The organism is [Acidovorax] ebreus TPSY, assembly GCF_000022305.1.
In the GTDB taxonomy this organism is placed as follows: Bacteria; Pseudomonadota; Gammaproteobacteria; order Burkholderiales; family Burkholderiaceae_C; genus Diaphorobacter; species Diaphorobacter nitroreducens.
In genome coordinates, this window is the sequence record NC_011992.1 from 2,228,435 (window position 1) to 2,248,550 (window position 20,116).

The following is a 20,116-nucleotide window of genomic DNA, read 5'->3' on the forward strand; positions in this document are numbered from 1 at the left end:
ACGCATGGTAGACACGCCCGCTGCGGCGGGCCGGTTCGCCAGGGGCGCATCACGGTGTAGGACACAGCCGGCCTGACGGCGTTGCGCCGGCGCCTGCTTCCGCGCTGTCATGCGCCCTTGGCCGCCCCGCTGACCCGGTATGGCGTAAAGCCCGCCATATCCTCGTTCACCTCCAGCGGCCGGCCCACCGGCGGAAACGCGCGCTGCGGGCATGCGGTGCGCTCGCACACCTTGCAGCCCATGCCGATGGGCACCGGCGCCTCGGGGTCGGCCAGGTCGAGCCCGCGCGCATAGACCAGTTGGCCCGCGTGCTGCACGTCGCAGCCCAGCGCCACCGAGAAGGTCTTGCCCGGCGCGCCCCAACCGCCGGTGCTGCGCGTGACGGTGCGCGCGATCCACAGGTACACGCGCCCATCGGGCATGCGCGCCAGCTGCCGCACGATGCGCCCGGGCTGGGCAAAGGCCTCGTACACGTTCCACAGCGGGCAAGTGCCGCCGATCTTGCTGAAGTGAAAGTGCGTGGCCGACTGGCGCTTGCTGATGTTGCCCGCCCGGTCCACGCGGATGAAGAAGAACGGCACGCCGCGCGCGCCGGGGCGCTGCAGGGTGGACAGGCGGTGGCACACCGTCTCGAAGCCCACGCCCCAGTGCTGGCCCAGGCGCTCGATGTCGTAGTGCAGCGCCTCGGCCGTCCGCAAGAAGGCGCCGTAGGGCAGCAGCAGCGCGCCCGCGAAGTAGTTGGCCAGGCCGATGCGCGCCAGCGTGCGCGCCGCCTCGCCCGACAGCGCCGCGCCCTGCACGCTGTGCTGCAGCAGGTGCGGCACTTCCAGAAAGGCCAGTTGCGTCGCCATCTGGAAAGCGCGCTGCGCGCCCTGCAGCGTGGGCGACAGGTACAGCACGCGTGCGGCGGCATCGAAGCGCCGCTGCACGGCCGCGCCCTCACCTGCCTCGTCGCCGTCGCCGCCCTGCAGCAGCGCCACACGCACCCCGTGGGCCTGCTCCAGCCGCGCCTGCAGCGCGGCGCCGGCCGCGCCAGGCACCAGCCGCCACTGGGCGGCCAGGTGCTCGGCCGCGTCATCCAGCTCGGCGATGTGGTTGTGGCGCGCGAAGAAGAAGTCGCGCACCTCCTCATACGCCATGGGCGGGGTCTGCGCCGTGCTGACCGCGCCGCCGCGCTCGTCGCCGTAGTGCGCGGCCAGCGCCTCCAGGCGCTCGCGCGCCTCGGCGCGGCCGCGGTGCAGCGCCAGCAGCACGCGCGCCACGGCGGGCATGTTGGCGGCCAGCTCGCGCACCTCGGCCAGCGAGACGGCATCGGCCGGCGCGCCGGGCGGCAGGTCGGCCAGCACGTCGCGCAACCCGGCGATCAGGCGCGCCTCGTCGCCCTCTGAAAAGTGCTGCACGTCCACGCCGAACACGGCGTTGATCTTGAGCAGCACCGGCACCGTCAGCGGGCGCTGGTTCTGCTCGATCTGGTTCAGGTAGCTGGCGGAAATCTCCAGCGCCCGCGCCAGCGCCACCTGGGTCAGGCCCCTCTCCTCGCGCAGGCGGCGCAAGCGCACACCCATGAAGGTTTTTTTCATTCCAATCTTTCGCAAACTTTGCAAAACACCCCGCAAACCTTCGCAATCGTTCGCCAATTCAGGGCTTACGAGGGGCATCCATTGTGCGTAGATTGCGAAGCATGACAAGCCCCGCAGGCACCCTCGAAACCCGCGACATGGTCTTCCCCGCCCATGCCAACCACCACGGCACGCTGTTCGCCGGTCAGGGGCTGGAGCGCATGGCGCGCGCCGCGTTCCTGGCCGCGCGCGACGCCGCCGGCTGCGACGTGGTGATGGCCGCCGTCACCGGCGTGCAGTTCTGCGCCCCCGTGCCCGTGGGGCGGGCGCTGGCGCTGCGCGCCTGGGTCAGCCGCGTGGGGCGCAGCTCGCTCACCGTGTGCGTGCACGGCCTGGCCCAGGCCCCGGGCTGCCCGGACGAGCTGGCCCTGCAGGGCGTCTTCGAGATGGTGGCCGTGAACGCCCACGGGCGGCCCACAGCCATCGCGCATACCTACCTGAACACCCCGCCACACCCCTTCCGACAGGAGACTCCATGAGCACCATCGACACCGCAGCCGCCCTTCCGCGGGCCAAGAAATCCGTCGCCCTCTCGGGCGTGGCCGCCGGCACCACCGCGCTGTGCACCGTGGGCAGGAGCGGCAACGATCTGCACTACCGCGGCTACGACATCCTGGACATCGCCGAGGTCTGCGAGTTCGAGGAGATCGCCCACCTGCTGGTGCACGGCAAGCTGCCCACGCGCGCCGAACTGCGCGCCTACAAGGCCCGGCTGCGTGCGCTGCGCGGCCTGCCCGGCAGCGTGAAGGCCGCTCTGGAGCAACTGCCCGCGGCCAGCCACCCCATGGACGTGATGCGCACCGGCGTATCCGCCCTGGGCTGCGCCCTGCCCGAGAAAGACGACCACAACCTGGCCGGCAGCCGCGACATCGCGGACCGGCTGCTGGCATCGCTGGGCAGCATGCTGCTGTACTGGTACCACTTCAGCAACTCGGGCCGGCGCATCGCGGTGGAGACACAGGACGACTCCATCGGCGGGCATTTCCTGCACCTGCTGCACGGCGACAAGCCCTCGGACGGCTGGGTGCGCGCCATGCACACGTCGCTGAACCTGTACGCCGAGCACGAGTTCAACGCCAGCACCTTCGCCGCGCGCGTGATCGCCGGCACGGGCAGCGACCTGTATTCCTGCATCGCCGGCGCCATCGGTGCGTTGCGCGGGCCCAAGCACGGCGGCGCGAACGAAGTGGCCTTCGAGATCCAGAAGCGCTACGACACGCCCGACGCGGCCGAGGCCGACATCCGCCGCCGCGTGCAGGCCAAGGAGGTGGTGATCGGCTTCGGCCACCCGGTCTACACCGTGAGCGACCCGCGCAACGGGGTTATCAAGGCCGTGGCCAAGCGCCTGTCGGATACCGCCGGCTCGACCAAGATGTACGACATCGCCGAGCGGCTGGAGCGCGTGATGTGGCAGGAAAAGCAGATGTTCCCCAACCTGGACTGGTTCAGCGCCGTGAGCTACCACATGATGCAGGTGCCCACCGCCATGTTCACGCCGCTGTTCGTCATCGCCCGCACCAGCGGCTGGGCGGCGCACGTGATCGAGCAGCGCGCGGACAACAAGATCATCCGCCCCAGCGCCCACTACACCGGCCCCGACGACCAGAAGTTCGTGCCCATCGAGGAACGCGTTTGACAAAAACCATAGCTGGCAGCGCTTGTCTTTACTGGATTTCCAGCACTTTTTGCATGAAATCTGTTGACAGGCAAGCGCCAGCAGCTATCACAACAAGAGCACCACGATGACCACGAACACCGCCCACCGCAAACCCCTGCCCGGCACGGCGCTGCAGTTCTACGACGCGCGCGAGGCCGTCGAGCAGCTCCGCCCCGGCGCCTGGGCCACGCTGCCCTACACCGCCCGCGTGCACGCCGAGAACCTGGTGCGCCGCGCCGACCCGGCGCAGTTGCCGGACTACCTGCGCCAGCTGATCGAACGCCGGCACGACCTGGACTTTCCCTGGTACCCCGTGCGCGTGGTGTGCCACGACATCCTGGGCCAGACCGCGCTGGTCGATCTGGCGGGCCTGCGCGACGCCATCGCCCAGCAGGGCGGCGACCCCGCCGCCGTGAACCCGGTGGTGCCGGTACAGCTCATCGTGGACCACTCGCTGGCCGTGGAGTGCGGCGGCCATGACCCCGAGGCGTTCACCAAGAACCGCGCCATCGAGGACCGCCGCAACGAGGACCGCTTTCACTTCATCGAGTGGACGAAGAAGGCCTTCGCCAACGTGCAGGTCATCCCGGCGGGCAACGGGATCATGCACCAGATCAATCTGGAAAAAATGTCGCCCGTCGTGCACGTGCAGGACGATGAACAGGGCAGCGTGGCCTTTCCCGACACCTGCGTGGGCACCGACAGCCACACGCCGCACGTCGATGCGCTGGGCGTGATCGCCGTGGGCGTGGGCGGGCTGGAGGCCGAGAACGTGATGCTGGGCCGCGCCTCGTGGATGCGCCTGCCCGACATCGTGGGCGTCAGGCTCACCGGCAAGCGCCAGCCGGGGATTACCGCGACCGACATCGCGCTGGCGCTGACCGAGTTCCTGCGGCAGCAAAAGGTGGTGGGCGCCTATGTGGAATTCTTCGGCGAGGGCGCGGACAGCCTCTCGATCGGCGACCGCGCCACCATCAGCAACATGTGCCCCGAATACGGCGCCACCGCCGCGCTGTTCTACATCGACGCGCAGACCAGCGATTACCTGCGCCTGACGGACCGCGCGGAAGACCAGGTGCGGCTGGTGGAGACCTACGCCAAGGCCGCCGGCCTGTGGGCCGATACCCTGCGCGAGGTGCGGTACGAGCGCACGCTGCACTTCGACCTGTCCAGCGTGGTGCGCAACATGGCCGGCCCCAGCAACCCGCACCGGCGCCTGCCCACCACCGCGCTGGTGGAGCGCGGCATTGCCGATGCCAGCATGCTGGAGAGGGCCCGCGCCGAGGAAGCCAGGGGCCTGCTGCCCGACGGCGCCGTCGTCATCGCCGCCATCACCAGCTGCACCAACACCAGCAACCCGCGCAACGTCATCGCGGCCGCGCTGCTGGCGCGCAACGCCAACCGCCTGGGCCTGGTGCGCAAGCCCTGGGTCAAGACCTCGCTGGCGCCCGGCTCGAAGGCCGTGGAGCTGTATTTGAAGGAAGCGAACCTGCTCGGCGACCTGGAAAAGCTCGGCTTCGGCATCGTCGCCTTCGCCTGCACCACCTGCAACGGCATGAGCGGCGCGCTCGACCCCAAGATCCAGCAGGAGATCATCGACCGCGACCTGTACGCCACCGCCGTGCTCTCGGGCAACCGCAACTTCGACGGGCGCATCCACCCCTATGCGAGCCAAGCCTTCCTGGCATCGCCGCCGCTGGTGGTGGCCTACGCGATCGCGGGCACGGTGCGCTTCGACATCGAGCGCGACGTGCTGGCCGTGGTGGAGGGCCGCGAAATCCGCCTGGACGACCTGTGGCCGAGCGACGAAGAGATCGACGCCATCGTCGCCAGCGCCGTGAAGCCCGCACAGTTCCGCGCCGTGTACCAACCCATGTTCGCCCTGCGCAAGGGCGATGGCGAGCGCGCCGCGCCGCAGTACGACTGGCGCCCGCAGTCCACCTACATCCGCCGCCCGCCCTACTGGGACGCCGAAGGCGTGGGCGCGCTGGCCGCCTACCCGCGCACCCTCCAGGGCATGCGCCCGCTGGCGCTGCTGGGCGACAACATCACCACCGATCACCTCTCGCCGTCCAACGCCATCCTGCCCGCCAGCGCGGCGGGCGAATACCTGGCCCGCATGGGCGTTCCCGAGGAGGACTTCAACTCCTACGCCACGCACCGGGGCGACCACCTCACAGCCATGCGCGCCACGTTCGCCAACCCGCAACTCGTCAACGAGATGGCGGTGGTGAACGGCCAGGTGCAAAAGGGCTCGCTCGCCCGCATCGAGCCCGAGGGCCGCGTGACGCGCATGTGGGAGGCCATCGAGACCTACCTGCACCGCCGCCAGCCGCTGGTCATCATTGCCGGGGCCGACTACGGCCAGGGGTCGAGCCGCGACTGGGCCGCCAAGGGCGTGCGGCTGGCGGGGGTGGAGGCGGTGGTGGCCGAGGGCTTCGAGCGCATCCACCGCACCAACCTCATCGGCATGGGGGTGCTGCCGCTGGAGTTCCTGCCCGGCACCAACCGCCACACGCTGCAGTTGGACGGCACCGAAACCTACGACGTGGCCGGTGCCCTCACGCCGCGCGCCACCGTCATCCTTGCCATCCGCCGCGCGCAGGGCGAGACGCAGCAGGTGCCCGTCACCTGCCGGCTCGACACTGCCGAGGAAGTCTCGGTCTACGAAGCGGGGGGCGTGCTGCAGCGCTTCGCCCAGGACTTTCTGGCCCAATCAGCTTCCAGCGCCCGTCTGACAAGCGCAACCAGCTATTGAAACAAGAGCAAACATGGCACCACAGATCAGGATCCCCGCCACCTACCTGCGCGGCGGCACCAGCAAGGGCGTGTTCTTTCGCCTGCAGGATTTGCCCGCGGCGGCGCAGCAGCCCGGCGCAGCGCGCGACGCGCTGCTACTGCGCGTGATCGGCAGCCCCGACCCCTACGGCAAACAGATCGACGGCATGGGCGGCGCCACCTCGTCCACGTCCAAGGCGGTGATCGTCTCGCCCTCCACCCGGCCCGGGCACGACGTGGACTATCTGTTCGGCCAGGTCGCCATCGACAGCCCCTTCGTGGACTGGAGCGGCAACTGCGGCAACCTGTCGGCCGCCGTGGGGCCGTTCGCCATCGCCAGCGGCCTGGTCGCGCCCGGGCGCATTCCGCACGACGGCGTGTGCACCGTACGCATCTGGCAGGCCAACATCGGCAAGACCATCGTCGCCCACGTACCCGTCGCAGGTGGCCAGGTGCAGGAGACGGGCGACTTTGCGCTGGACGGCGTGGCCTTCCCCGCCGCCGAGGTGTTGCTCGAATTCCTTGACCCGGCCGATGGCGGTGAAGGAGGCGAAGGCGGCGGCAGTGCCCTGTTCCCCACCGGCCAGCTGGTCGATACGCTGGACGTGCCAGGCGTGGGCCGCTTGCAGGCCACGCTCATCAACGCGGGCATCCCGACCATCTTCCTGAACGCCAGGGACGTCGGCTGCACCGGCACCGAGCTGCAGGACGCGATCAATGGCGATGCCGCGGCCCTGGCCCGCTTCGAGGCCATCCGCGCCTGGGGCGCAGTCAAGATGGGCCTGATCCACGACGTGGCAGAGGCCGCCACGCGCCAGCACACGCCCAAACTCGCCTTCGTCGCGCCGCCGGCGGACTACGTCGCCTCCAGCGGCACGGCAGTGCGCGCGGCCGACATCGACCTGCTGGTGCGCGCACTGTCCATGGGCAAGCTGCACCACGCCATGATGGGCACGGCGGCCGTGGCCATCGGCGCCGCTGCCGCCGTCCCCGGCACGCTGGTCCACCAGGCGGCCGGCGGGGGCCCGCGCAACGCCGTGCCGGGATCGGTGCGGTTCGGCCACCCCTCGGGCACGCTGCGCGTGGGGGCCGAGGCCGCGCTGGTGAACGGCCAGTGGCGCGTCACCAAGGCCCTCATGAGCCGCAGCGCCCGCACCCTGATGGAAGGCTGGGTGAGAGTGCCGCCAACCCCGTGAGCAACTTCGTCATATCCCCCTTCTCCCACGCTTCGCGCGGCATGGGGGACGCCGCCAGCGCGGCTGGGCGGCGCGGCCGCCACAGGCCCTCGCGCCGCGGCCGCTAGCCCCGGCCGGGGGCGCACCCGATTTCAGCAATGCGTTCCATGCGCGCGCAGAGCACCCTCCCTGAAGGCAACATCCATGCAGTCCACCAAGCAACAACTCAAGGCCCTGGCCGAAGCCCGGCGCGGCGTCATCGTGCCGGGCGCGTTCAACGCACTGTCGGCCAAGGTCATCGAAGATCTGGGCTACGAGGCCCTCTACGTCACCGGCGCGGGCGTCACCAACATGGGGTTCGGCCTGCCCGACCAGGGCTTCATGGGCCTGACCGATATCGCCGACCACACGGCCCGCATCCGCGACGCGGTGGAGCTGCCGCTGATCGTGGACGCGGACACGGGCTTCGGCAACGCCCTCAACACCTACCACGCCGTGCGCACCCTGGAGCGCGCCGGCGCCGACTGCATCCAGCTCGAAGACCAGGTGAGCCCCAAACGCTGCGGCCACTTCAGCGGCAAGGCCGTGATCGAGACCAGCGAGATGGTGAGCAAGATCCGCGCCGCTGTGGATGCGCGGCGCGACGGCCTGCTGGTCATGGCGCGCACCGACGCCGCCGCCGTGCACGGCTTCGACGCCGCCGTGGAGCGCGCGCAGGCGTACGCCGAGGCGGGCGCCGACATCCTCTTCGTGGAGGCCGTCACCACGGCCGAGCATGTGCGCGCCCTGCCCCAGCGCCTGCAAGTGCCCCAGCTCATGAACATGGTGATCGGCGGCAAGACACCCATCGTGGGCGCCGACGAACTGGGCCGGCTCGGCTACGGCTTCGTGCTGTACGCCAACGCTGCGCTGCAAGGCGCCGTGGCCGGCATGCAAAAAGTGCTGGCCCAGTTGCGCGACGCGCGCGAGGTGCGCGAAGACCCCACGCTGGTCGCCCCGTTCGCCGAGCGCCAGCGGCTGGTGGGTAAACCATTCTGGGATGCGCTCGAAAAGAAATACGCATGAAATCAGGCGCTAGCGCTTACCTGACAAGCGCAAGTAGCTATCAAAACTACAGCAACTCCACCCCCTTGAGCGTGACGAAACTCGTCTCGCGCGTCACGCGCACGAAGTCCTGCAGGAAGGGCCTGGGCGAGAGCTGCGGCAGGCAGGCCGCGTGCAGTTCGCCGCGCAGGCCCCGCGCGCCGATGGGGCGCGCGGCCACGTAGCCCCGGTCCAGGTAGCCTTGCACCGCCCACAGTGGCAGGGCGGCCACGCCTCGGCCGCTGGCCACGAGCTGCAGCATGGCCACCGTCAGCTCGGTGGTGCGCCGGGGCGGTCGCACGCCGGCGGGCTCCAGCACCTGGCGCACGAGGTCCAGCATCTCGTCGGGTACCGGATAGGTGATGAGGGTCTGGTCCGCGAAGTCCTGGGCCTGCAGAAAGGGCTTGTCCAGCAACGGGTGGCCGTGGGCCAGCAACGCGCGGATCTCGAAGCCGAACAGGGGGTGGTAGTCCACGGCGCCCGCCTCCCCGGCGTCCAGCTCGGAGACGATGGCCAGGTCCGCCCGGCTCTGGTGCAGCAGGCCCACGGGGTCGGCGTGGAAGCCGCTCACGATGTCCAGTTCCACCTCGGGCCAGCGTGCGCGGAAGGCGTCCATGGCGGGCATCAGCCAGTCAAAACAGGTATGGCATTCCACGGCGATGCGCATCTGCCCACCCTGCCCTTGGGACAGGCGTGCCACGTCACGCTCAGCCGTTTCCACCTGCGGCAGCACGGCGTCGGCCAGTTGCAGCAGCCGCGCGCCGGTGGCGCTGAACTGCGGCGGCACGGACTTGCGCTCAAACAGCGGCGTGCCGTAGCGGTCCTCCAGCAGCTTGATTTGGTGCGACAGCGCCGATTGCGTGAGGTTGAGCAGCTGCGCCGCCCGCACCAGGCTGCCGCTATCACGCAGGGCCTGCAGCGTGCGCAGATGGCGGATCTCCAGGATGGATTGCATCATTAAAACTATTCAAGTTGAAAAGACAAAACTTTCGTTTGAATCATAAACACGCTTAGCCGACCATCGCGGTTTTCTCTTGCACAAGGACTTCCGCACCATGGCCGCTTCCCCCATCCTCACCCATACGCTGGGCTTTCCCCGCATGGGCGCGCAGCGCGAACTGAAACTGGCGCTGGAGCGCCATTGGCGCGGCGAGATCGACGCCGCCGCGCTCGAAGCCGTGGGCGCCCAACTGCGCGCACGCCACTGGCGGGCCCAGCGCGACGCAGGCCTGGCCTTCGCGACCGTGGGCGACTTCGCCTACTACGACCACATGGCCCACCACATCCAACTGCTGGGTTGCGAAAGCCCGCGGTTTGGCTTCACCCCCGGCACGCCGGAGCTGGCACGCTACTTCGCCATGGCGCGGGGCGTGCAGACGCTGTCGGGCCATGGCGACCACGCCCCCGGTAGCACCTGCGGCGCAGGCTGTGCGCACGCGCCGCATCCCGGCGAAGGCCAGCCGGCGCTGGAGATGACGAAGTGGTTCGACACCAACTACCACTACCTCGTGCCCGAACTGCACGCCGACACTGCGTTCCGCCTGGGCAGCGAGCGCCTGTTCGCCGAAGTGGCCGAAGCCCAGGCGCTGGGCCACCGCGTAAAGGCGCAGCTTGTGGGGCCGCTCACTTTCCTCTGGCTGTCCAAGGAGAAAGGCGAAGCCCCATTCGACCGGTTGGACCTGCTGGACCGCCTGCTGCCCGTGTACGCGCAGATACTCGCGCGCCTGAAGGCCGAGGGCGTGGAGTGGGTGCAGATCGACGAGCCCATCCTGGGCCTGGACCTGCCTGCCAGCTGGACGCAGGCCTTCGAGCCCGCGTACTGGCAGCTCGGCAAGGCTGGCCCACAGGTGCTGCTGGCCACCTACTTCTCGCCACTGGAGAACCATCTGCGCCTGGCCTGCCAGTTGCCCGTGGCCGGCCTGCACGTGGACGCCGTGCGCGCCCCGCAGGAGCTGACGGGCGTGGCCGACTGGTTGCCGGCCTACAAGGTGCTGTCGGTGGGCGTGGTGGACGGTCGCAACATCTGGCGTACCGACCCCGACGCGGCCCTGGCCCTGCTGCGCCCCGTGGCCGCCAAACACACCGGACCGCTGTGGGTGGCGCCCTCGTGTTCGCTGCTGCATGTGCCCGTCAGCCTGGCGGGCGAGGATGCGCTGGACCTCGAGCTGCGCGGCTGGCTCGCCTTCGCCACCGAGAAGCTGGACGAGGTGGCCCTGATCGCCGGCCTGCTGGACGGCCGCGTGGCCGTCAACGACCCGCGCCTGGCCGCCGCGCGCGCCGCCATCGCCAGCCGCCGCGCCAGCCCGCGCGTGCACCGCCCCGCCGTGGCCGCCCGCCTGGAGGCGGCACCCGAGGGCTGCGACCGGCGCCGCTCGCCCCACCCCACACGCCAGCAGGCGCAGCGCGCGCGCCTGCGTCTGCCGCCGCTGCCCACCACCACCATCGGATCCTTCCCGCAGACCCCGGCCATCCGCGCCGCACGTGCGGCCCACCGTCGTGGCGTACTGGGTGAGGCCGCATACCAGGCACAGATGCGCGCCGAGATCGAACACGCCGTGCGCAAGCAGGAGGAACTGGGCCTGGACGTGCTGGTGCACGGCGAGGCGGAGCGCAACGACATGGTGGAGTACTTCGGCGAGCAGCTGGACGGCTTCGCCTTCACGGCCAATGGCTGGGTGCAGAGCTACGGCTCGCGCTGCGTCAAGCCCCCTGTGCTTTACGGCGACGTGGCCCGCCCGCATGCCATGACGGTCGACTGGACCGTCTACGCCCAAAGCCTCACGGACAAACCCCTGAAAGGCATGCTCACGGGGCCGGTGACCATCCTGCAGTGGTCCTTCGTGCGCGACGACCAGCCGCGCAGCCGCACCTGCGAGCAGATTGCCTGGGCCATTCGGGACGAGGTGGTGGATCTGGAGGCTGCCGGGATCGCCATCGTGCAGATTGACGAGCCCGCCATCCGCGAAGGCCTGCCGTTGCGCCGCACAGGCTGGAAACCGTACCTGGACTGGGCCACGCGGGCCTTCCGCATCAGTGCCTGCGGCGTGCAGGACACGACGCAGATCCACACCCACATGTGCTACAGCGAGTTCAACGACATCCTGCCCGAGATCGCCGCCATGGACGCCGACGTCATCACCATCGAGACCAGCCGCTCCGACATGGAGCTGCTGCGTGGCTTCGGCAGTTTCAAATACCCCAACGAGATCGGCCCCGGCGTCTACGACATCCATTCGCCACGCATACCCGGCTCGCAGGAGATGGCGCGCCTGCTGCGCAAGGCGGCCGAGGTGGTGCCCGCAGGCAACCTCTGGGTCAATCCTGACTGCGGCCTCAAGACCCGCAATTGGCCCGAGACCGAGGCCGCGCTGCGCCACATGGTGCAGGCCGCGCGGGCACTGCGCTCCGCCATGGCCTCCGCTTGACGGCGGGCAACCATCAACCCTGCGCCGCGTCAGTGCATGGCCCGCATCGACCGGCATGGCGGCACAATGCGCCGCCATGCTCTATAACGCCCTCAAGCTCACCCACGTGCTGTCGATCATCGTCTGGATCGGCGGCATGGTCTTCGCCCATTTCTTCCTGCGCCCCGCCGTACAGATGCTGGAGCCGCCGCAGCGCGTGGCGCTGATGCACGGCGTGCTGCAACGCTTCCTGGGCGCGGTCGCCATCGCCATCGTGGCCGTGCTGACCAGCGGGCTGGGCATGATCGGCGCGGTGAGCATCGGCGCGGGCGGCGCCTTCTCGATGCCGCTGGACTGGACCATCATGGCGACCCTCGGCATCGTGATGATGGGCATCTTCGCCTACATCTACTTCGCGCTGCTCAGCCGCCTGGAGCAGGCCGTCGCCGCCTCCGACTGGCCGGCAGGCGGCCTGGCGCTGGCAAGCATCCGCACCTGGGTTGGCGTGAACCTGCTCATCGGCGTAGTGATTGTGGTGCTGACGCTGCTGATGTGAGACGCGCGGCGGCACCACAACGCCGCCGGCATAAAAAAACGCGCCGTGAAGGCGCGTTTTTTATTTGGCGGAAACGGAGGGATTCGAACCCTCGATGAGGCTCTACACCCCATACTCCCTTAGCAGGGGAGCACCTTCGGCCACTCGGTCACGTTTCCAATCCCGCTATTGTAGCCTCATTTCAAGGCCATTTCGGCGAAACTTCAGGCGGCAGCCTGGTCCAGCTCGAACGCCTTGTGCAGCGTACGCACGGCCAGTTCCACGTACTTCTCGTCGATCACCACGGAGGTCTTGATTTCCGACGTGGAGATCATCTTGATGTTGATGCCCTCTTCGCTCAGCGCGCGGAACATCTTGCTGGCCACGCCCACATGGCTGCGCATGCCGATGCCAACGATGCTGACCTTGGCGATCTTGGCATCGCCCACGATTTCCTCGGCGCCCAGTTGGGGCAGCACCTTGTCTTTCAACAGATCGATGGTGCGTTGGTAGTCATTCCGATTCACCGTGAAGCTGAAGTCGGTCTTGCCTTCCTTGCCCATGTTCTGGATGATGACATCCACATCGATATTGGCGTCGGCCACCGCGCCCAGGATCTGGTAGGCGATACCGGGGGTGTCGGGCACGCCGATCACAGAGATCTTGGCTTCGTCGCGGGTGAAAGCGATGCCGGATACGACGGCTTTTTCCATTTGTTCGTCTTCCTCAAAGGTGATCAGGGTGCCGGACTTGGCTTCCTCGTTGATGTCGATGTCCCAGGACGTGAAGCTGGAAAGCACGCGCAGCGGCACCTTGTACTTGCCGGCAAATTCCACCGAACGGATCTGCAACACCTTGCTGCCCAGGCTGGCCATCTCCAGCATTTCCTCGAAGCTCAGCGTCGTCAGGCGCCGCGCCTCGGGCACCACGCGCGGGTCGGTGGTGTACACGCCATCCACGTCGGTGTAGATCAGGCATTCGTGCGCCTTCATCGCGGCGGCGATGGCGACGGCCGAGGTGTCGGAGCCGCCACGGCCCAGCGTGGTGATGTTGCCGCCCTCGTCGATGCCCTGGAAGCCCGTGACGATGACGACCTTGCCCGCGTCCAGGTCGGCGCGCACGCGCTTGTCGTCGATGGACTCGATGCGCGCCTTGGTGTAGCTGCTGTCGGTGCGCACGGGCACCTGCCAGCCGGCATAGCTCACCGACTCCATGCCTTCGGCCTGTAGCGCGATGGCCAGCAGGGCCGACGAGGCCTGCTCACCCGTGGCGGCCAGCATGTCGAGCTCGCGGTGGTAGGCGGAGGTAATGCGCGAGGGCGTGAGCTCCTTGGCCAGGCCCAGCAGGCGGTTGGTCTCGCCACTCATGGCGCTGGGTACCACCACCATCTGGTGGCCGGCCCGCGCCCACTTGGCCACGCGCTTGGCGACATTGCGGATGCGCTCGGTGGAGCCCATCGAGGTGCCGCCGTATTTATGAACGATCAGTGCCATGGAATTTCTAGAATGGCAGGGACGCAGATGCGCGGCGCTATTGCAAAAGCTGTTCTGGCGCGCCGCCGTCCCGTGCGGAAATGGGGACCAAAACCTGTTGATTGTACCAACCGAGCACCTCTGCCTCGCGGACCACATAGCCCCCGCCCACCTTCAGGTGAATGCGGTGCCCGCGCGTGGCACATGCGGCCAACTGGTCCAGCAATTCGTTCAGCTGTGCGGCCGTAGGCGTGGTGGCGTGGTGCACGCGTAGCCAGTGGCGCAGCACGTTCGCCTGGCGCGCCCTTCCCAACGCACGCAGCGCCGCGATGCGGGGCGGCTGGCCGATGGCCGCTGCATCGGCGGCGGCCAGTTCCTGCAGCAGCTCGCTGGCCTGCGCCGCGTGTTCGCAACTGCGTGCAAAGGTGTCACGAAACTGCGGGAACGCCTGCTGCAGCGCCGGCAGCAACTGGCGGCGGATGCGGTTGCGCGTGAAGCGCTCGTCGGCGTTGGTCGGGTCTTCCACCCAGCGTTCGTCACGCGCGACCAGCCAGGCGCGCACGTCGGCGCCTGCCACGCGCAGCAACGGCCTGCACCAGTCCATGCCCGCGCGCTGCCACTGCGCCGGCATGGCGGCAAGCCCGGCTACGCCAGCGCCCCGCGATAGGGCGAGCAGCAATGTCTCGACCTGGTCATCCGCATGCTGCGCCAGCGCTATTGTTTTTATAGCTGCCTGCGCTTGACAGTCAAGCGCCAACGCCTCAAAAGCCTTGTAACGCACCTGGCGTGCCGCGTCTTCGGGGCTTTGTCCGGCGGCGTGGCGCGCATCCACGCGGCGCACCCACAGCGGTATGCCCAGCCGCTCACACAAGGCCACGCAATGCTGCTCAAACCCGTCGGCCGCCGCCTGCAGTCCATGGTGCACGTGGAAAGCCACCACCTGCCCCGGCCAGCGCGCTGCGCAGGCCAACAGCAGTGCCGTCGAATCTGCTCCGCCGCTGAGGGCCACGGCCAGGGGCAGACGGGGCCGGAAGGCCGCGACTGCGGCGTCGAACGACTGGGTCAAGCGTCCCTCCTGCAGCGGCAGTGCGGGCGCGGTGGTGTATGGGCAGGCATGGCGGCCCGATTATCGGCGCGCGCCAGCGCCCCGCCACGCTAGCGCTGCAGTGCCAGCGGCGCCGCCCGACCGGCGCTTGCGGCCTCGTCGTGCAGCCGGAAGGTGCCCACCACGTCGGACAGGCGCACAGACTGGTCTTTGAGGCTGGCCGCCGCTGCGGCGCTTTCTTCCACCAGTGCGGCGTTCTGCTGGGTCATCTGATCCAACTGCGCCACGGCCTGGCCCACCTCGCCAATGCTGGTGCTTTGCTCGTTCGTGGAGGCGGTGATCTCGGCCATGATGTCCGTGACGCGCTGCACCGACTGCACGATGTCTGCCATGGTGGTGCCCGCATCGTTGACCAGCCGCGAGCCCTGTTCCACCTGTGCCACCGACGAGCCGATCAGCGCCTTGATCTCGCGCGCGGCCTCGGCGCTGCGCTGCGCCAGGTTGCGCACCTCGCCCGCCACCACGGCGAAGCCCCGGCCCTGCTCGCCCGCGCGCGCGGCCTCGACGGCCGCATTCAGCGCGAGGATGTTGGTCTGGAAGGCAATGCCATCGATCACGCCAATGATGTCGTTGATCTTGCGCGACGCCGCATTGATCTGCTCCATGGTGCTGACCACGTTGCCCACCACGGTGCCGCCGTGCTGGGCCACCCCCGCCGCCTGCGCCACCAGTTGGTTGGCCTGGCGGGCCGCGTCGGCGTTGTGGCGCACCGTCTCGGTGAGCTGCTGCATCGAGGCGGCTGTCTGCTGCAGGCTGGAGGCCGTCAGCTCGGTGCGGCTGGACAGGTCCTGGTTGCCCGTGGCGATCTCTTCCGACGCCAGACGCACCGACTGGCTCGCATCCCGGATCTGCGCCAGCACACCCGAGAGCTTGGTGGCAAAGTTGTTGAAACTGCCCGCGATCTGCGCGAGTTCGTTCTCGCCCTGCGCGTCGATGCGGCGCGACAGGTCGCCGTCGCCCTCGCCAATCTGGTGCATGGCGTCGCGCACCTGGGTGAGTTGGCGCAGGCGCCGCGCCAGCACACCAGCCAGCAGCAGGGTGGCGATCACCAGTACCACAATGCCGGCCACCAGCGAAACGCGCAGCATGCTGGAGATGGCGGCCAGCGCCTCGTCACGGTCCTGGGCAATCACCAGCATCCAAGGGGTGTCCGGAACCTTGGAGACATGCAGCAGCATGGGCCGGCCCTGCAGTTCCATGGCCTGCAGCGCACCGCTTTGCGCAATGCCGGCCAGGCCCTGCGCCGACAGCGCGGGGGCGATGTCGGTCGCCGGCTTCAGCGCCAGCTTGGCGTCGGGGTGGGCGATGATGGCGCCGTCGCCTCCGACGAGAAAGGCGTAGCTGGACGGCGTGGGCTTGATGGAGGTGACGTTGGCAATCACCGCAGCCAGCGAAACGTCGCCGGCCATCACGGCCTTGACGCGGCCCCCTTCGCGGGCGGCGCGCGCGAAAGTCACCACCAGGCCGTTGCCGCCCGCGTCCGCATACGGGGCGGTGAGAACGCTCCCGCTGGCCTGGGCGGCTTGCTGGTACCAGGGCCGCGTGGTCGGGTCGTAATCGGGCGGCAGGTTCTGGGGCGACGAAAACGCCGTCCGTTTGTCGGCGTAGCCAAAATAGCTGACCAGGAAGTCCCCCGCCTTGGACAGCATCAGCAGCGCCTTGGGAGGCTGCTCGTCATCCAGCGACGCGCCTGCAGCCTCCACGACGGCCGCCTTGGCGTTGGCCCAGGTGCGCAGCGTTTCCACATGGCTGTGCGCGAGCAGTTGCGTTTCGGACGCCAGCGACGCATGGGCGTGCGAGCGGGCAGTCCACAGATTCGCCGCCGAGAGCGCGACCAACGCCACCACCAGGCATGCCAGCGACACCAGCAGAATCTGGCCCTTGAGAGATTTCCACAGAGACATACGTAACCCTTTTTCCTGCGGCGATGCGCGTCCGCACGAGGAAAGATAATACGTTTTGATACAAGTAAGTCACAAAAAAAGGCGGGGATTCCCCCACCTTTTTTCAAGGATCGGCGCGACGCTGAGCGCGCGCCTCCCGCCTTAGCGGCTGTCCGCCTTGGTGTCCGTGAAACGGCCGTAGCTCTGCAGGCGCTCGTAGCGGCGGTCCTGCAGTTCCTTGGGCTTGAGGTCCGACAGCTGGCGGTAGGCGTCGCCCAGGGCACGCTTGAGGAAGGAGGCCATCTGCTTGTGGTCGCGGTGTGCGCCCCCCACCGGCTCGTTCACGATCTTGTCCACCAGACCCAGGGCTTTCAGGCGGTGCGCCGTGATGCCCATGGCCTCGGCGGCGTCCTGCGCGCGGTCGCTGGTCTTCCAGAGGATGGACGCGCAGCCCTCGGGGCTGATGACCGAGTAAATCGAGTACTGCAGCATGATGACCTGGTCGGCCACGCTGATGGCCAGCGCACCGCCGGATCCGCCTTCGCCGATCACCGTGGTGATGATCGGCACTTCCAGCTGGGCCATCTCGTAGATGTTGCGGCCGATGGCTTCGGACTGGCCGCGCTCCTCGGCGTCGATGCCGGGGTAAGCACCGGGCGTATCGACGAAAGTGAACACGGGCAGCTTGAACTTCTCGGCCGTCTTCATCAGGCGCAGGGCCTTGCGGTAGCCCTCGGGCCGGCTCATGCCGAAGTTGCGCGCGGTGCGCTCCTTGGTGTCGCGGCCCTTCTGGTGGCCCAGCACCATGCAGGCGTGGCCGTTGAAGCGCGCGAGACCCCCCACGATGGACTGGTCGTCCGCGAAGTGCCGGTCGCCGTGCATTTCCACGAAATCCGTGAAGATCTCGCGCACGTAGTCCATGGTGTACGGGCGCTCCGGATGGCGCGCGATCTTCGTGATCTGCCAGGGGGTCAGGTCACTGTAGATGTCCTTGGTGAGCTGCAGGCTCTTCTTGCTGAGCTGGTCAATCTCTTCGGAGATGTCCACTGCGCTCTCGTTCTGCACATAGCGCAGTTCTTCGATTTTGGATTCCAGCTCGCCAATGGGCTGCTCGAAGTCCAGAAAGGTCTTTTTCGCCAACTTGTTTTCTCCTCGGGGCGGTGCCCGGTACCGGCCGCCCTGCGTTGTTCAGTAGTCCACCGGCAGGGGGGCGAGCGACCGCCAAATATACCAACTCGCCACGCTGCACCAGGGTTTCCACGCATCAGCCACTTCGCGCGCATCGCTGCGGCTGACCGGATCGCCCGAAAAATAATGCTGGCTGATGCCCTGGATCAGCGTGGCATCGTCCAGCGGCAGCACGTTCGGCCGCGCCAGATGGAAGATGAGGAACATATCTGCCGTCCAGCGGCTGATGCCGCGGATCGCCACCAGCTCGGCAACGATGGCCTGGTCGTCCATCTCGTCCCACTGCTTCACGTGCAGCCGGCCGCTGTCGAAGTGCAGCGCCAGGTCCACCAGGTACTCCACCTTGCGTGCCGACAGGCCGGCCGCACGCATGTCGTCCACCTTGAGCTTGAGCACGCTGCGCGGCGTCATGCTGCGCGACAGCGCGGCGAACTGGTCCCACACCCGCTGCGCCGACGCCACCGACACCTGCTGGCCCACGATGGAGCGCGCCAGCGTGGTGAAGGCGTCGCCGCGCTGGCTCAGGGCCACGTTGCCCACCTGGGGAATCAGGCGACGCATCACGCGGTCCTTCTTGGTCAGATGCCGGCAGGCCTCTTCCCAATAGCTGGGGGGCGTGAGGGACGGAGGTGCATCCGCTATTTTTTTAGTAGCTGCCACCGCTTACCCCACAAGCCCTACATGCCAATTTGAATCGAAACCCATTTACTGAGCCGCCTCCCAGGTCGTGCCCGTGGCGGAGTCCTTGAGCACGATACCCTGCGCCAGCAGATCATTGCGGATGCGGTCGGCCTCGGCGAAGTTCTTGGCCGCCTTGGCGGCGGCGCGCGCGGCGATCTGCGCCTGGATGGCCGCCTCGTCCAGCCCGGCGCCTGCTTTCAGAAAGTCCTGCGGATCCGCCTGCAGCAGCCCCAGGTGGCGGCCCAGCGCCTTGAGCAAGCCCGCCGCGGCGGGCGACTTGCTGCGGTTCACCTCACCGGCCAGGTCGAACAGCACGGCCACCGCTTCAGGGGTGCCGAAGTCCTCGTCCATGGCCGCCTTGAAGCGGGCGGCGTAGCCTTCGGCCCAGTCCACCTCGACCGGGGCCGGTGCCACCAGGCTCAGCGCGGTGTACAGGCGCTTGAGCGCGGCACGCGCATCGTCCAGATGCACGTTGCTGTAGTTCAGCGGGCTGCGGTAGTGGCTGCGGACCACGAAGAAGCGCACAGTCTCCGCGTCGTATTCCTTGAGCACGTCGCGGATGGTGAAGAAGTTGCCCAGGCTCTTGGACATCTTCTCGTTGTCCACGTTGATGAAGCCGTTGTGCATCCACAGCCGCGCGAACGGTTTGCCCGTGGCGCCCTCGCTCTGGGCGATCTCGTTCTCGTGGTGCGGAAACTGCAGATCGGCGCCACCGCCGTGGATGTCGAAGCTCTCGCCCAGCAGCGCGCAGCCCATGGCGGAGCATTCGATATGCCAGCCCGGGCGCCCCTCGCCGAAGGGGCTGCGCCACTTCACATCGGCCGGCTCCTCGGGCTTGGCGGACTTCCACAGCACGAAGTCCAGCGGGTCGTGCTTGCCGTCCTGCACGGCCACACGCTCGCCGGCATTTAGCTCGTCCAGCGACTTGCCCGACAGCTTCCCGTAGCCGGGGAACTTGCGCACCGCATAGTTCACGTCGCCGTTGCCCGCCTGGTAGGCCAGGCCCTTGCCCTGCAGCGTGCCGATCATGTCCAGCATCTGAGGCACATAGGCGGTGGCGCGGGGCTCGTGCGTGGGACGCTCAATGCCCAGCGCGTCGGCGTCCTGGTGCAGCGCGTCGATCATGCGGTCGGTCAGGCTGCGAATGGTCTCGCCGTTCTCCACCGCGCGCTTGATGATCTTGTCGTCGATGTCGGTGATGTTGCGCACGTAGGTCACTGCCAGGCCGGATGCGCGCAGCCAGCGCTGCACTACGTCAAAGGCGATCATGGAGCGCGCATGGCCCAGGTGGCACAGGTCGTACACGGTCATGCCGCACACGTACATGCGCACATGGCCGGGTTCGATCGGGGAAAACTCCTCCAATGCACGCGACAGCGTGTTGTAGATACGCAAGCTCATGGATGACGGGTCCAGGGAATCGGTGGGGGCGGATGGGTGCGGTGCGCGCCCGGTGCAGCGCGCGCGACTCGGCGGGTGCGCGCGATGGGCGCTGCCGCGGGGCGTGCAGGCGGTCTGCCGCAAGGGCGGCGGGCC

15 protein-coding genes and 1 tRNA gene are annotated in these 20,116 nt (G+C 68.3%); 7 read left to right on the plus strand and 9 right to left on the minus strand.

Features of this window, described 5'->3' with window-relative positions; genetic code table 11:
• Window positions 1-107: 107 nt before the first annotated feature.
• Complete coding sequence (locus tag DTPSY_RS10420) at window positions 108-1,580, minus strand: short-chain fatty acyl-CoA regulator family protein (RefSeq protein ID WP_015913558.1); 1,473 nt, start codon at window positions 1,578-1,580, stop codon at window positions 108-110.
• Window positions 1,581-1,681: 101 nt separating this feature from the next.
• Between DTPSY_RS10420 and DTPSY_RS10425 the strand changes: the two genes are divergently transcribed.
• The 5 genes from DTPSY_RS10425 (at window position 1,682) to DTPSY_RS10445 (ending at window position 8,294) form a co-directional block, all read left to right on the plus strand.
• On the plus strand, window positions 1,682-2,098 hold the full coding sequence (locus tag DTPSY_RS10425; RefSeq protein ID WP_011804908.1) for an acyl-CoA thioesterase: 417 nt from the start codon (window positions 1,682-1,684) through the stop codon (window positions 2,096-2,098).
• The gene (gene prpC / locus DTPSY_RS10430; protein WP_015913559.1) at window positions 2,095-3,255 is read left to right on the plus strand and encodes a bifunctional 2-methylcitrate synthase/citrate synthase; all 1,161 of its coding nucleotides are present in this window, start codon (window positions 2,095-2,097) and stop codon (window positions 3,253-3,255) included. Before DTPSY_RS10425 ends, prpC begins: the two co-directional genes overlap by 4 nt.
• A 106-nt stretch (window positions 3,256-3,361) precedes the next feature.
• Window positions 3,362-6,034, plus strand: coding sequence for a Fe/S-dependent 2-methylisocitrate dehydratase AcnD (gene acnD, locus DTPSY_RS10435; protein ID WP_015913560.1), 2,673 nt, complete (start codon window positions 3,362-3,364; stop codon window positions 6,032-6,034).
• A gap of 13 nt (window positions 6,035-6,047) precedes the next feature.
• A complete protein-coding gene (prpF, locus tag DTPSY_RS10440) occupies window positions 6,048-7,250 on the plus strand; it encodes a 2-methylaconitate cis-trans isomerase PrpF (protein WP_015913561.1) in 1,203 nt (400 codons plus the stop codon).
• A 183-nt stretch (window positions 7,251-7,433) separates the two neighbouring features.
• Window positions 7,434-8,294 (plus strand): isocitrate lyase/PEP mutase family protein, encoded by an 861-nt coding sequence (locus tag DTPSY_RS10445; protein ID WP_015913562.1) that lies wholly within the window; start codon window positions 7,434-7,436, stop codon window positions 8,292-8,294.
• A 46-nt stretch (window positions 8,295-8,340) separates the two neighbouring features.
• Here DTPSY_RS10445 and DTPSY_RS10450 read toward each other — a convergent pair whose 3' ends face one another.
• The gene (locus DTPSY_RS10450; RefSeq protein WP_015913563.1) at window positions 8,341-9,270 is read right to left on the minus strand and encodes a LysR family transcriptional regulator; all 930 of its coding nucleotides are present in this window, start codon (window positions 9,268-9,270) and stop codon (window positions 8,341-8,343) included.
• Between the two features lie 97 nt (window positions 9,271-9,367).
• Here DTPSY_RS10450 and metE point away from each other — a divergent pair, with 97 nt between their 5' ends.
• Window positions 9,368-11,737, plus strand: coding sequence for a 5-methyltetrahydropteroyltriglutamate--homocysteine S-methyltransferase (gene metE / locus DTPSY_RS10455; RefSeq protein WP_015913564.1), 2,370 nt, complete (start codon window positions 9,368-9,370; stop codon window positions 11,735-11,737).
• Window positions 11,738-11,813: 76 nt separating this feature from the next.
• Window positions 11,814-12,272: a CopD family protein gene (locus DTPSY_RS10460; RefSeq protein ID WP_187148577.1), complete on the plus strand. Its 459-nt coding sequence runs from the start codon at window positions 11,814-11,816 to the stop codon at window positions 12,270-12,272.
• A 65-nt stretch (window positions 12,273-12,337) separates the two neighbouring features.
• Here the strand turns inward: DTPSY_RS10460 and DTPSY_RS10465 are convergent.
• The 7 genes from DTPSY_RS10465 to cysS form a co-directional block, all read right to left on the minus strand.
• Window positions 12,338-12,430: transfer RNA gene (locus tag DTPSY_RS10465), tRNA-Ser, on the minus strand.
• 45 nt (window positions 12,431-12,475) lie between these two features.
• On the minus strand, window positions 12,476-13,744 hold the full coding sequence (locus DTPSY_RS10470) for an aspartate kinase (protein ID WP_011804900.1): 1,269 nt from the start codon (window positions 13,742-13,744) through the stop codon (window positions 12,476-12,478).
• Between the two features lie 37 nt (window positions 13,745-13,781).
• Entirely contained in the window at window positions 13,782-14,789 is a 1,008-nt protein-coding gene (gene tilS, locus DTPSY_RS10475; RefSeq protein WP_015913566.1) for a tRNA lysidine(34) synthetase TilS, read from the minus strand.
• 89 nt (window positions 14,790-14,878) lie between these two features.
• A complete protein-coding gene (locus tag DTPSY_RS10480) occupies window positions 14,879-16,732 on the minus strand; it encodes a methyl-accepting chemotaxis protein (protein WP_015913567.1) in 1,854 nt (617 codons plus the stop codon).
• 141 nt (window positions 16,733-16,873) lie between these two features.
• The gene (locus DTPSY_RS10485) at window positions 16,874-17,851 is read right to left on the minus strand and encodes an acetyl-CoA carboxylase carboxyltransferase subunit alpha (RefSeq protein ID WP_015913568.1); all 978 of its coding nucleotides are present in this window, start codon (window positions 17,849-17,851) and stop codon (window positions 16,874-16,876) included.
• Window positions 17,852-17,899: 48 nt separating this feature from the next.
• Complete coding sequence (locus tag DTPSY_RS10490; protein WP_015913569.1) at window positions 17,900-18,559, minus strand: DNA-3-methyladenine glycosylase family protein; 660 nt, start codon at window positions 18,557-18,559, stop codon at window positions 17,900-17,902.
• A gap of 45 nt (window positions 18,560-18,604) precedes the next feature.
• Window positions 18,605-19,981: a cysteine--tRNA ligase gene (gene cysS / locus DTPSY_RS10495; RefSeq protein WP_015913570.1), complete on the minus strand. Its 1,377-nt coding sequence runs from the start codon at window positions 19,979-19,981 to the stop codon at window positions 18,605-18,607.
• Window positions 19,982-20,116 lie beyond the last annotated feature (135 nt).

What these genes read in the sequence shown, in the direction of transcription:
- prpC (WP_015913559.1), top strand. Translation starts at nt 2,095, where the DNA reads ATGAGCACCATCGACACCGCAGCCGCCCTTCCGCGGGCCAAGAAATCC.
- metE (WP_015913564.1), top strand. Translation starts at nt 9,368, where the DNA reads ATGGCCGCTTCCCCCATCCTCACCCATACGCTGGGCTTTCCCCGCATG.
- DTPSY_RS10450 (WP_015913563.1), bottom strand. Translation starts at nt 9,270, where the DNA reads ATGATGCAATCCATCCTGGAGATCCGCCATCTGCGCACGCTGCAGGCC.
- acnD (WP_015913560.1), top strand. Translation starts at nt 3,362, where the DNA reads ATGACCACGAACACCGCCCACCGCAAACCCCTGCCCGGCACGGCGCTG.
- DTPSY_RS10470 (WP_011804900.1), bottom strand. Translation starts at nt 13,744, where the DNA reads ATGGCACTGATCGTTCATAAATACGGCGGCACCTCGATGGGCTCCACC.
- DTPSY_RS10420 (WP_015913558.1), bottom strand. Translation starts at nt 1,580, where the DNA reads ATGAAAAAAACCTTCATGGGTGTGCGCTTGCGCCGCCTGCGCGAGGAG.
- DTPSY_RS10480 (WP_015913567.1), bottom strand. Translation starts at nt 16,732, where the DNA reads ATGTCTCTGTGGAAATCTCTCAAGGGCCAGATTCTGCTGGTGTCGCTG.
- DTPSY_RS10445 (WP_015913562.1), top strand. Translation starts at nt 7,434, where the DNA reads ATGCAGTCCACCAAGCAACAACTCAAGGCCCTGGCCGAAGCCCGGCGC.
- prpF (WP_015913561.1), top strand. Translation starts at nt 6,048, where the DNA reads ATGGCACCACAGATCAGGATCCCCGCCACCTACCTGCGCGGCGGCACC.
- cysS (WP_015913570.1), bottom strand. Translation starts at nt 19,981, where the DNA reads ATGAGCTTGCGTATCTACAACACGCTGTCGCGTGCATTGGAGGAGTTT.
- DTPSY_RS10460 (WP_187148577.1), top strand. Translation starts at nt 11,814, where the DNA reads ATGCTCTATAACGCCCTCAAGCTCACCCACGTGCTGTCGATCATCGTC.
- DTPSY_RS10425 (WP_011804908.1), top strand. Translation starts at nt 1,682, where the DNA reads ATGACAAGCCCCGCAGGCACCCTCGAAACCCGCGACATGGTCTTCCCC.